At 67.6% G+C, this 12,393-nt stretch carries 9 protein-coding genes; 5 read left to right on the forward strand and 4 right to left on the reverse strand.

What is annotated here, in order from left to right:
- Positions 1 to 29 precede the first annotated feature (29 nt).
- Together N7I30_RS01955 and N7I30_RS01960 are read right to left on the reverse strand one after the other, a co-directional pair.
- A complete protein-coding gene (locus N7I30_RS01955) occupies positions 30 to 3,920 on the reverse strand; it encodes a PAS domain S-box protein (protein WP_498636318.1) in 3,891 nt (1,296 codons plus the stop codon).
- A 171-nt stretch (positions 3,921 to 4,091) separates the two neighbouring features.
- The gene (locus N7I30_RS01960) at positions 4,092 to 4,466 is read right to left on the reverse strand and encodes a response regulator (RefSeq protein ID WP_187390770.1); all 375 of its coding nucleotides are present in this window, start codon (positions 4,464 to 4,466) and stop codon (positions 4,092 to 4,094) included.
- Positions 4,467 to 4,720: 254 nt separating this feature from the next.
- Between N7I30_RS01960 and N7I30_RS01965 the strand changes: the two genes are divergently transcribed.
- From N7I30_RS01965 to N7I30_RS01985, 5 genes are all read left to right on the forward strand, one after another.
- Positions 4,721 to 5,956 (forward strand): GGDEF domain-containing response regulator, encoded by a 1,236-nt coding sequence (locus tag N7I30_RS01965; protein ID WP_498636321.1) that lies wholly within the window; start codon positions 4,721 to 4,723, stop codon positions 5,954 to 5,956.
- A complete protein-coding gene (locus N7I30_RS01970; protein ID WP_498636323.1) occupies positions 5,953 to 6,318 on the forward strand; it encodes an Hpt domain-containing protein in 366 nt (121 codons plus the stop codon). Before N7I30_RS01965 ends, N7I30_RS01970 begins: the two co-directional genes overlap by 4 nt.
- A complete protein-coding gene (locus N7I30_RS01975) occupies positions 6,315 to 7,592 on the forward strand; it encodes a GGDEF domain-containing protein (RefSeq protein ID WP_498636325.1) in 1,278 nt (425 codons plus the stop codon). The genes N7I30_RS01970 and N7I30_RS01975 overlap by 4 nt, the downstream gene beginning before the upstream one ends.
- A 183-nt stretch (positions 7,593 to 7,775) precedes the next feature.
- Positions 7,776 to 8,747: a tripartite tricarboxylate transporter substrate binding protein gene (locus N7I30_RS01980; RefSeq protein WP_498636327.1), complete on the forward strand. Its 972-nt coding sequence runs from the start codon at positions 7,776 to 7,778 to the stop codon at positions 8,745 to 8,747.
- 214 nt (positions 8,748 to 8,961) lie between these two features.
- Complete coding sequence (locus N7I30_RS01985; RefSeq protein ID WP_187390765.1) at positions 8,962 to 9,102, forward strand: hypothetical protein; 141 nt, start codon at positions 8,962 to 8,964, stop codon at positions 9,100 to 9,102.
- 15 nt (positions 9,103 to 9,117) lie between these two features.
- Here the strand turns inward: N7I30_RS01985 and N7I30_RS01990 are convergent, their stop codons facing one another.
- Positions 9,118 to 9,879, reverse strand: coding sequence for a class I SAM-dependent methyltransferase (locus tag N7I30_RS01990; protein WP_498636329.1), 762 nt, complete (start codon positions 9,877 to 9,879; stop codon positions 9,118 to 9,120).
- Positions 9,880 to 9,962: 83 nt separating this feature from the next.
- Complete coding sequence (locus tag N7I30_RS01995; protein ID WP_498636331.1) at positions 9,963 to 12,269, reverse strand: bifunctional diguanylate cyclase/phosphodiesterase; 2,307 nt, start codon at positions 12,267 to 12,269, stop codon at positions 9,963 to 9,965.
- Positions 12,270 to 12,393 lie beyond the last annotated feature (124 nt).

Here is a 12,393-nt window from a genome sequence, read left to right on the forward strand (position 1 = left end):
GCGGGGCCGTACGCCCCGCCGGCTGCGTTCTAGGCCCTGAGCCTTCCCGGCTCCGGGGCTTCGCTCTCGCCGCTCGCCAAGGACAGGATCGACGCCACGATGCGGGTTTCGGTCACCCGCGACTTCACCAGGATCTCGTCGACCCGGTCGTCGTCGATGATCACGTCGGCGGCCGACAGGACGAGGGTCGGCACGCGCCCGCCGTCGGTGCGGCTGAGCTCGTCGAGAAATGCCAGTCCGTGGCCGTCGGGCAGCGTCAGGTCGAGCACCGCGAAGTCGAAATGTCGGTCCTTCAGCGCCTGCCGCGCCTCGGCGAGGCTGCCGGCGCTGACGAGTTCCACCTTGCCGCGCAGCATCGCCGACAGGATCTCGACGAAGTCGCCGTCGTCCTCCAGATGCAGGCCGACCGGCAGGCCGCGCGGCCCGTCATACGCGGCTTCCGCCTCCGACCGTCCGGGCGGCAGAGCCGCCGGCTCGGCCGCCTGGCACGGCATGTCGATCCAGAACCGCGCGCCCGCCCCCGGGACATTGGCGAAGTCGATCGTCCCGCCCATCGTCTCGATGATCTGGCGCGTGATGTGCAGGCCGAGCCCGGTGCCGCCCTTCTCGCGGGTGGCCGAGGAATCGGCCTGGGTGAAGCGGTCGAAGATGCGCGACTGGAACTCGGCGGGGATGCCGGTGCCGTGGTCCGTGACCGAGATCCGGATCGCGCCGTCGACCGGCGCGATCGCCACGTCGACAACGCCCCCTTGCGGCGAGAATTTCGCGGCGTTGGACAGGAGATTGGCCAGGACCTGCTGGAAGCGGGCCGGATCGACCGGGATCCACGCCTCCCCCTCGCCGGTCGCGGTGAACGCGACGGAGACGCCGAAGCGCTCGAAATAGGGCTGGTTGGCTTCGATCGCCTGGGTGACCGCCGCGTTCGGATCGACGAGGACGGTCTCGAAGGCCATCATCCCGGCGGTGATCTTCTCCAGGTCGAGAATGTCGTTGATCAGCGCGACCAGCCGCTCGCAATTGGCGACCGCGATGGTCAGGAGACGCGTCGCCGCCGGCGGAACGTCCTTGGCCATCACGCCCTGGATCAGGCCGAGCGAACCGCGGATCGAGGTCAGCGGCGTGCGCAGCTCGTGGCTGACCGTGGCGACGAACTCGTTCTTCAGACGGTCCATCTCCTTGCGGTCGTTGATGTCCTGGACGTGGGAGACGAGATAGGCCTGGCCGTCGTGGTCGTGCACCAGCGACACGCTGAACAGGCACCAGAGCGCGCGGCCGTCGCGATGCAGGAAGCGCTTCTCGACCTGGTAGGTCGGCAGCGTCTGGGCGATCATCTGCGCCATCTGCTCGTGGTCGATCCCGACGTCGTCGGGATGGGTCACGGCGGCCAGATCGCGCTCCAGAAGCTCGTCCTCGCTGTAGCCCAAGAAGGCGCAGAGCGCCTGGTTGACCCTGATCCAGCCGCCGTTCAGGTCGAGCATGGCCATGCCCACCGGCGCGTCGCGCAGGGCGAGACGCACCCGCTCCTCGCTGGAGCGCAGGGCCGCCTCGGCGGTTTTCAGCTCGGTGATCTCCGACTGCGTGCCGATCACCCGCATCGGCTTGCCGGCCTTGTCGCGCTCGATGACGATGGAATCCGAACGCAGCCAGATCCAGACATTGTCCTTGCGGCGGATCCGGTATTCCGCTTCTGACCGGAAGGTCCCGGTGTCGTAATAGGCGTCTTCGACCGCCTTGAGGGCCGGCAGATCCTCGGGATGGATGCGGGCCAGCCATTCGGCCCGCGGCTCGATGTCGTCGTTGGGCGAGAAGCCCAGCATCTGTTTCCAGGTGTCGGAGACGAAGGACTGCCCGCGGCGGAAGTCGATGTCGAAGACGCCGATGCCGGCTCCTTCGAGCGCATGGTTCCAGCGGCGCTCGTTCGCCTCCAGCGCTTCGACCGCCAGGCGCTGCGCGGTCACGTCCCGGATGATCAGCGTGTGGCGCAGATCGCCGGATTCGGTCGACCAGTCGTTGCGCTGCACGTCGAGATACAGGCGCTTGCCGGCCTTGCTGCGGGTCCTGATGACCACCGGCGAATCCGATGCGGGCTCGCCCTCGCCAACCGCCGTGGCGAGCGTGACGGCGGTGATGGCGTCGTAGCTGAGGATGGTCTCCACGTGCCGGTCGCGGATCTCGTCGGCGGTGTGACCGAAGATGGCCTCCACGGCGCGGTTGACCGAGAGGATATGGCCGGCGCTGTCGAGGACGATGAAGCCGACCACGGCGGTGTCGACGATCGCGCGGTTCTCGCGTTCGCGCGCGGCGATGGCGTGGGTCTTCATCTCGACGGTGTTGCGGATCGATTCCTCGCGGCGGGCGTGGGAGTACAAGAGCGCGCCGAACAGCACCGTCAGAAGCATGCCGCCGACCAGGATCAGCGTCGCCTCGTTGCTGGCGACGCTCGCCTCGAAATCGGGCGTGCTCTGCCAGGAGACCGTCCATTGCTGCCCCATGACCGGCAGCACCTTCTTCACCCGGTAGGCCGGCTCGTGCCCCCCGGACCCGGCGGCCTTGCTGGAATAGATCAGCTGTTCGGGATCGGCCGTGCCGCCGTCATAGACGCTGAGATCGACACCGACGCCCTGGCTTGCGGTGAGATTGTCCATGAACAGCGGGGCGATGAAGGGCGCATAGACCCAGCCGAGAAAGGCGCGGCGCCGTTCGGTGATGCTGCGCAGCGGTCGGCCATTGGCATAGAGCGGGCGCAGCAGCAGGAAGCCGGCGCTCTTTGTGGTGTCCTGCACCAGGAAGATCCGGCGGGTGATCACCGCTTCGCCGGTGTCGCGGGCACGCACCGCGGCCTCGTAGCGATTGGTTTCGAAGGCGATGTTGAGCCCGAGGGCCTTCAGGTTGCGATCGCGCGGTTCGATATATTTGATGACGAACCTTGCCGGTGCCGGCGTGTCGGGATGCACCTGCATCGGCCCCACCCCGTCACGGAACGCCTGGTCGAGGAAGCTCTGCAGGCCGCCCAGGCCGACCGGCTGGATGAAGCCGATGCCGTTGATGCCGGGCAGGTTCTCCTCGATGTTCAGGGCCTCGACGAAGGTCTCCCACTCCTGCGCGGTGGTCGATGCGGAGGCCAGGAACAGGCCCGAACCGCCGTCGAGGCTCTGCTTGTAGGAGGAGATGCGGTGCAACAGCGCCTGAAGGCTGTCCTCGGCCAGCACCCCGAAGGACGCCTGGTTCTTCTGTTCGGAAATCTCCGTCGTCATCTTCCAGGCGTAGAGGGTCAGGGCAAGCGGGACGATCAGCGCCAGCAGCGACGGCGCGGTGAAACGCGTGACCGGCTGCCCCGACCAGCGCAGGCTCCAGTTCCGCCAGGGCGCGACCAGCGCGAGCGGCAGGACGATCAGCACGCCGGCGACATCGCCGAACCACCAAGTGAACCAGTTGCGGGCCAGTGCCTCCGGGGCAACGAGGCCGGCGACATAAAGCGAGCCAACGCCGATCGAGGCGGCGACGAGGCACGGCAGCGGCCCGGCGCACAGCGCGAAGAGGACCAGATCGCGGCGGCTCGACAGATTGACCGGCACGCCGAAGACGCGGCGCACGAGGCCGGCCGCGACCAGCGCCTGGATGGTCGAACCGACCGCGATCGCGACCGCGACGGCGATGCCGGTCGCCGCGATCCCGTCCGGCGCGGCCGCATGACCGGCGCTCAGATTGACGATCAGCGAGCCGAGCAGCACGCCGGGCCAGAGGCCGGCTCCGTAGAGCAGCAGCGCCGCCACGGCGATACCCGAGGCGGGCCACAGAACCGTCGCGTAGCCCGGCGGCACGGCGAGGAGCAGCCCCAGCCAGCCCGCCAGGCCATAGAGAATGATCACGATCGCCAGACGGATCGGATAGAGCTGGGTAAGACGGTGCAGGCCGGTCATGACAGTATCCCCGCGCACCGGACGGCAAGTGTCGACCGGGCAATGCTAGGCGAGCATTCCGTCTTTCCTTTGAGAATAGCTTAAGCTGACGCGACGAGATTGCGCCCTGCGACAAGTCGGCAGTCCCCTACCCCGTCCGTCGGCATGATCGGCCGTGTTCCGGCAGACCGGTCAGCGGTCCAGGTAGCTGCGGGCCTCGCCGGCCAGCGCCATCGGATCGAACGGCTTGGGGATCACGCCGAGGGCGCCGAGACCCAGAAAGCGCTCGACATCGGCCGATTGCGTGCGGGCGGTCATGAAGACCACCGGCACCTCTGCGGTGCGCGCGTCTTCGCGCAGGCGTCGCAATGTCTCGGGTCCGTCCATGCCCGGCATCATCACGTCGAGCAGCACGAGATCGGGCACCCATTCGCTGGCCACCGCCAGGGCTTCGGCGCCCGAGCTCGCGCCGCGGACCTCGAAACTCGGCTCCAGTTCGAGACACATCACGGCGATTTCCCGGATGTCAGCCTCGTCGTCGACATGGAGAATGCGATGGGTCGTCATGGATATCTTCCTGTCCTGACAGTCTCCGGTACGGCGCATGCCCGGCCCCTCGCAAGGGCTGCGGGCGGCGCCCTGCCCGCAATGGCACGAAAGCGCCGCGATGTCGAAAAGCGGGTTGGCGGTGCAACGCTCTTATTCGTAACCATCTGGATTCAAAGCGCTATCAATCCATCCTTAACGCCGATCCCGGACTATCCGGCGCAACACCCACCCTTGGGCAATGTCCAAGGTGCAGGCAAATGGACGGATAGCATATGGACCGCGACATCGGCCTCGCCGTCGTAGACGACGACCCGCTCTTCCTCGACTATGTCTCCAGTCTTCTTGCCCTGCAGGGCGGGATGCGGGTCACCTGTCTGGAATCGGAAACCGCGCTGTTCGACACCCTCGGCACCGAGCCGTTCGACTGCATCCTCATGGATTACGACCTCGGTCAGAACAACGGCCTGTCCGTTGCCGAACGCGTCAATGCCATGCTGTCGGACCCGCCTCCCATCGTCATGCTGACGGGCGGCGGCAGCGAACGAACCGCGGTCAAGGCCTTCCGCAGCGGCTTCAGCGACTATGTCTCGAAGCGGGACCTGAAGGTCACCGAGCTGGTCGGCGCCGTGCGCGGCGCGGTGGACCGGCACGAGGCCGCACAAGGCGCCCGGGCCCGGACCGAAGCGCTGCAGGAACGGCTGGAATTCAACGCCACCACCGGCCTCTACGACCAGCGTTTCATGCAGGCGCGGCTGGCCGACTTCACCGCACCCGGCGCCGCCCGGCGCTTCGCGGTCATCGTCATCGACATCCGTGAACTCGCCACCGTGCGCGCCGAGCTCGGCTACATGGCCGGCCAGCGGCTGTCGAACGCCTTCGCCGCCGAACTGCGCAGCCAACTGTCCGCCGGCGATATTGCCGGCCATCTCGGCGAGGACGGCTTCGTCATCATCGTCGACCGGCCGGCGGCCTTGGCGGATGTGGACACCATGGTCCAGCGCCTGCGCCAGGCGCTGACCCGGGGCTTCACCCTCGACCGGGCGCAGGTCCACCTCGCGCCGCAGATCGGCGTCGCGCTCCACCCGGACGCCGGGACCAGGGGCGACGGCCTGATCGCCGCAGCGCGTCCTGCGCCCACCGGCGAAACCGCGACGGTGACGGCCTTTTCGGCCACAACGCCCCCCGGCGACGCAGAGACTGCCCCGGCCGCACGCGCTGAAGCCCAGTCGGGCCAGACGCCGATCACCCAGGCGACGGAGCGCCGCAAGGAGCGACGCCAGCGCGTGCTGCGACAGGCCAAGATCCTGATCAACGGCCGCAGCACCATCATCGACTGCAATGTCCGCGACCTGACCGCATCGGGCGCGCGGCTGAGGGTCGACAGCTATTTCGCCGTGCCGGCGGAATTCGACCTCGCCATCGTGGGAACCGGAATCACCCGACGGGTGACCACGCGCTGGCAGATCGGCCGCGACATCGGCGTCGAATTCGTGGCGGGCGCCGCATGAACGCACAGCCCGACACCGCCGCCATCGAGGCCCGGCTGATGCGCCTGCGCGAGCAATTCGCCGCGCGCGCCGCCACGCATGTCGCGATGCTCGACGCGCTGGCCGGACGGCTGGCCGACGAAGGCGCGCCCACCGATCGCGAGGAAGTGCGACGCATCGCCCATTCGTTGGCCGGTGCCGGCGGGACCTTCGGCTTTGCCGTCATCTCGAAGAGCGCCGCCGAGCTGGAAGACTTCATCGCCGCCGACCCCGATGACGCGGCACTTGCCGCGCGCATTCGCGGTACCGTCGCGGCCATCCGCGACAATCTTGCCGCAGACGGGCTCGCAGCCGGCGAACCGGCAGAAGGAGACGGCGCATGACCGCCCAGGCAGCCCCCCTCGCCGTTTCCGACCTCGACACCGCCATGCGCCGGCAGGAAGAAGGCCCGGCGCGCCAGATCGTCTGCGCCTTTGCCGATGACGGCCGTATCTCCGGCCTGCTGCTGGCCCTGTCCGGCCTTGGCTATGAAGCCGTGGATGGTCGCTCCGGCGTGCCCGACGGCTGCCTCGCCGCCGTCGTGTGCGGCGCTTACGATCCCGATCTGGCGCTGAGCCGTGTTCTGAAGAACCAGGTGCGGGTGGTGCTGGCCGACGCGGCGCCGTCCTTCGCCCGGCGGCTCGCCGTCGCCCGGGCCGGCATCGAGGCGATCATCGCCACACCCGTCGACACGGTCGAGCTCGGCGCCTGGCTGTCGGATTTCGAGACCAGCGGCGACCGCCAGCAACGCCTGTCGATCCTCATCGTCGACGACGACGAACTGATTGCGGAAAGCTATGCGCTGGCGCTGGAAGCGGCCGGCATGGATGCACGGGTGGTGACCGATCCCGCCGACGCGCTGCGGCACATCGCCGAGGTCACGCCCGATCTGGTGCTTCTCGACATGCACATGCCGGGCGCCAGCGGCCTCGAACTGGCGCAGATCATCCGCCAGTCGCGCCAGACCCTGCCCCTGCCGATCGTCTTCCTGTCGGCCGAGCGCGATATCGCCGCGCAGACGCAGGCCCGCCAGATCGGCGGCGACGATTTCATCCGCAAGCCGGTTGACCTCGCCCATCTCGCGGCCACCGTGCGGATGCGGGCCGAACGGGCGCTGGCGCTGCGCCAGATCATGGAGCGCGACAGCCTGACCGGCCTGTTGAACCACGCCCGGTTCAAGGAGCGGGTGACGCTGGAACTGGAGCGCTCGCGGCGCACCGGCGCGCCGCTGACCGTGGCGCTGATCGACATCGACCATTTCAAGCAGGTCAACGACACCCATGGCCACCAGACCGGCGACCGGGTAATCCAGGCCCTGTCGCAATGTCTCGTCGGCGGTTTGCGGCGCACCGACGTGGTGGCCCGCTATGGCGGCGAGGAATTCGGCCTGCTGCTGCTCGACACGCCGGTCGCGGCGGCGCAAGCCGTGCTCGACCGGATCCGCCTGCGGTTCTCGCAGATCGGCCATGCCGGCGACGACACCTTGTTCCGGGCGACCTTCAGCGGCGGCATCGCGGGCACCCGCGAGGGAACCGACAGCACGGCGATGATCGCCGCGGCGGACGCCGCGCTCTACGGCGCCAAGCGCGCCGGGCGCAACCGCATCACCGGCGCCTGACCGCGGCACTGCCGGCAAGGTTCGGCGGCGCCGACTTCCCACGGCAGGCTCCGGGGCCTGCCGCGCCGCTCCATTTGCAGCCGAAACAACCCTGACGCGCTTTCGTCATTCCCGAAGGTCATCCAGACTGATTGTTCGCCGGACTTCATGGGGGAACCGGCGCGATCCGTCTGGGAGGACATCATGAAACTGCTCGTCAATGCCGCGGCCGGGCTGATCGCCGGCCTTTTCGCCGTCACGGGACCGGCACACGCCTTTCCCGACCGGCCGATCTCGATCATCGTGCCCTGGGCGGCCGGCGGCGGCACCGACGCCGTGGTGCGCACCTTCGCCGCTGGCTTCCAGGAAGAGCTCGGCGTGCCGGTCAACGTCATCAACCGCACCGGTGGCGGCGGCATCACCGGCCACTCGGCCATCATCAATGCCGAGGCCGATGGCTACACGCTCGGCGCCGCCAGCCCGGAAATCGGCCTCTACCGCACCCTCGGGACGGCCGACATCTCGCTCGACGATCTCGACCTGTTCTCTCGCCTGGCGATCATCCCGGCCGGCGTCACCGTGGCGGCGGATTCACCCTTCGAGACGCTGGAGCAACTGATCGCGGCGGTCCGCAACGAGCCGGCCGGCACCTACTCGTCCTCGGGAACAGGCGTCGGCGGGTCCTGGCATGTGGCCGCGGGCGGGCTTCTCGCTGCTGCCGACATCGACCCGCAGAAGCTGAAATGGGTACCGAGCCAGGGCGGCGCACCGGCCCTGATGGAGGTCATGTCCGGCGGCATCACGATGTTCACCGGCTCGCCGGTCGAGGCGTTGAGCCTCCTCGAGGCTGGCCGCGTGCGCACCCTCGCGGTCATGCTGGACGAGCGTTCCGAGACCTTCCCTGATGCGCCGACCGTCAAGGAGGCGATCGGCAAGGACTGGTCCTATGCCAACTGGTTCGCGCTGGTCGCGCCCAAGGGGATCGACGCCGAGGCCCGCGACATCCTCTATCAGGCCGCCGCCCGCGCCAATGCCCGTCCCGAGGTCCAGTCGTCGCTGAAGGAACGGGGCATCACGCCGGTCTGGGATGGGCCCGGCGAGTTCGACGCCTTCGCGGCGGATTTCACCGCCAAGGCGAAATCGGTCCTCGAAGGCCTGGGGCTGGCCAAGAACTGACGCGCTGAGGCGTCACCGATCCCGGCTTGGCGACTGGCCGGGATCGCCCGGACGGCAGCCATGGGGGCGTCGGGCTGACCGGGACTGGCGGGAGGACGCCGACCAACAGCTTTGGACTGGCCGCCGATATTTGTCGGGCGGAACGAAAACACGGATGCGTCTTTTTCAGCGGCGCTCCGTAACTTCGTGTCCCGCCGCCTGACGACAGTCCTTCATGCCCTTCGATCACCTGCGCGAACTCGGCCGTATCCCGAACCCCGGGACGATGACGCCTCGCGCCATCCTCGCCTGGGGTGGCGCCGCGATGGTCGTCGGCTGGGCTCTGGCGATCCTCGTCGCCCTGTCGATGATGTGAGCCGGTCGGCGGCGGTCAGACCGCGCAGGCGGTCAGGAACAGCATGCCCGAATAGCCACTGCGGATCTCCGCCTCGACGATGCCGATCCGCTCGGTCCTTATGTCCGTCGCCAGCGGCGCGAAGACGTCGAGAATGTCTTCCTCCGAGACGTTGAGAACCGGAAACGGCCGGCCGGCCACGGCATAGCCCGACGAGCCGACGAGGAACGCCGCGATCAGGCTGCCGCCCGGCTTCACGCAGCGGGCGAAGCGGTTGCAGGCCAGATCGAACTCGCTGCGCTTCTCGGTGATGGATTCGGCGCAGAAGAACATGGTGGCCGCGTCCCATGTGCGTTCCGGCAGATCATAGACCGATCCGCGCCGGACCTCGGCGGTCGCACGCAGCATCGGCAGCGGATCGTCGGGCAAGGACAGTTCCGGCTCATAGGCGGCCTGCGCCACCTGCCAGAAATGCTGCCATTGCGGGCGCAGGGTCGTCGCCGCCAGTTCGGCCCGCAGCCAGCCGACATTGCTTTCGGCATATTCCCAGGCCGTGATCCGCTTTGCCCGCGGCGCCGCGCACATCAGCGGAAAGAGGTTCGGCCCGGTGCCGACATCGACGATGTCGAGCTTGTCGCCCAGGGGCTCGGCGCGCTTGAAGGCGGCGCAGGCGGACCGGATGACCGCCTCGTCATCGGCGTGCGGCTCGCCGTAATAATGGTTGAAATAATATTCCGGGTCGAAGTCCGACCAGCTGTAGCTGGCGTTCCCGGCCGGCCCGTCCCTGTCTGGCGTCACGCTGTTCTCCCCCGGCTCGTCGATCCTGCCATGGCAGGCGCCGGCGCTCTCGCACCGCAGGCACCGCCTTTGCCGACCAGCCCTTAGCCGAGGCTGCCGTTCGATTGAAGCAGATTGCTCGCCTCGTCGAACTGCAGCGCCACGCTGGAGGAATTGTACGAGCCGATGAAGGCGATGAGTTCTTCGGCCGGCAGCGGCCGGGAGAAGAAGTAGCCCTGCAGGTGATCGCTGCCCCAGAAGCGCATGGTGACGCTGTCCGTCACGGTTTCCACGCCCTCGGCGACCACTTCCATGCCCAGCGCATGGCCGAGGCGGATGACCGCCTGCACCACGGTCTGGGCCGACCCCGCCTGGGAGATCGCGCTGACGAAGCTGCGGTCGATCTTCAGCTTGTCGAAGCGGTATTCGACCAGATAGCTCAAGCTGGAAAAGCCGGTGCCGAAATCGTCCAGCGCGATCTGGAACCCCAGGTCCCGGATCGCCTGCAGCGTCGCCATGATGCGGGGCGAGGGTTCGAGCAGCAGCCCTTCGGTGATTTCCAGCGTGACCATCGTCGGGGAGACGCCGGTCTCGGCGATCAGCTCCTGCAGCCGGATTTCCAGATCGCTCTGGTAGAACTGGGCCGGCGAGAGGTTGATCGTGACTTCGATATCCGGCCAGAGCGCGGCCGAGGTCATGGCGCGTTTCAGCACCCAGTCGCCGAGCTTCGACATCAGGCCGATCTCTTCGGCGATCGGAATGAAGACGCTGGGGCTGATCATGCCCTTGACCGGATGCTTCCAGCGCAACAGCGCCTCGACGGCGACGATCCGGTTGGAGCGGGCCGAGATGATCGGCTGGTAGTGAAGATCGAACTGTTCGCCGTTCAGCGCATCGAGAAGATCCATCTCAATCTCGCGCTTCTGGCGCAGGCTCGCCGCCATCTGGGTCGTGAACCAGGCGGCGTGGCCGCGGCCGAGACGCTTGGCCTCGTAGAGCGCGATGTCGGCATGGCGCATCAGGTCCTCGATGGAGGTCCCGTGCTCCGGGAACTGGGCCAGGCCCAGCGACGCAGTGACGGTGATCTCGTGACCCTCGATCAGCAAGGGCTGCTGGAACGCCTCGACGACCAGCGAGGCCAGCGGCTTGGCGAAGCTGACACCCTTGCGCGACCGGAAGATCGCAAATTCGTCGCCGCCGAAGCGGGCGAGGAAATCGTGCGGCCCCAGATGCTGGCGCAGTCGCTCGCCGAACGCCTTGATCAGCCCGTCGCCGATATGATGGCCGAGCGTATCGTTGATGTCCTTGAAGCGGTCGACGTCGAGATAGCCGATGGTCATGCTGCCGCCCCGGCTCCGCTCCTGGAGCCCGTCGAGAGCCTGATTGGCGGCGAAGACGAAGGCCGGCCGGTTGGGCAGCTTGGACAGGGAATCGTGGGCGGCCTCGTAGCGGGCGGCAGCTTCGCGGGCCGACAGCTCGTTCGAGGCACGGATCAGCCGGCGCAGCATGACGGCGCACAAAAGGCTGAGGCCGATCACGGCAACGGCGACCAGCGGCAGCACGATCGTCAGGAGCGGCTGGCCCGGTCGCTTCGTGGTCCAGTTCAGATAGCCGGTGGAGCGATTGTCATCGGTGACGAAGGCCTCCGAGATGGTCGCGGCGCCGGTGCTCTCAGCCGCCGTGAAGGTGATGTCCGGGATCAGCAGGAACTGGCTGAGCTGCTGCAGGAAGTCGGCGTCGATCCAGTCCACGCTCAGGAGGACGTAAGGCGGCTGGCGCAACAGCGTCATGTCGACATTCGGGACGATCGTGATGGCGGTCACGATGGCCGGCTTCTCGTCGACGGTCAGGATCGCGCCTTGCCAGGACGCGACGCCCAGCACCTTCTTGAGCACCTCGTAATGCTTCTGGCGTTCGGAGAAGAAATCGTCGCGCTCGGCCAGCCCGGCATTGCCGCCGGTGCGCGTCGCCGTCAGCACCTGCAGCACTTCCTGCCGCCGGGCCTCGAAGGCATCGGGCTCCTGCCGCCCCTGGTCGCGATAGGCGTAGACCGGCTTGTTCTGGGAATCGACGATGTAGACCTCGTCGTGCCCGTAGGTCTCGGTCAGGAAGATGCCGAAATTGCTGTCGATGAAACCGAGATCGGGCGTATCGACGATCAATCGGACGGCATCGTCCCACCAGGCGACGCTCTTCTGCTGGTCGAGGGTCCGGGCAACGCTCTGGTTCAGCGCATTCTCGATCCTGGCCCTTTCGGCCTGAACCTCGGTGCGGTTCGCCTTGATGCCCGTATACACGATGACACAGATCAACAGGGCGCTGGCCACGGCCACGGTGCCGCCGACGACCTGCGCGAGGCGACGCAGATTGGGCCGGGGGCGAGCCTCACTTTTCTTCGGGATGTCACGCATCTCAATCTCGCTTTCCCCTTTGGCTTAGGGGCGAAGCGCTAAGAATAGTTGAAGGAATGGTGGGTTAGGCTGATTCCCATCCGGCACAGTCCTCGCCCGAGGAGCAGCAGCCGCCACCAAAGGA

The organism is Aurantimonas litoralis (assembly GCF_026153195.1).
Lineage (GTDB): Bacteria > Pseudomonadota > Alphaproteobacteria > Rhizobiales > Rhizobiaceae > Aurantimonas > Aurantimonas coralicida.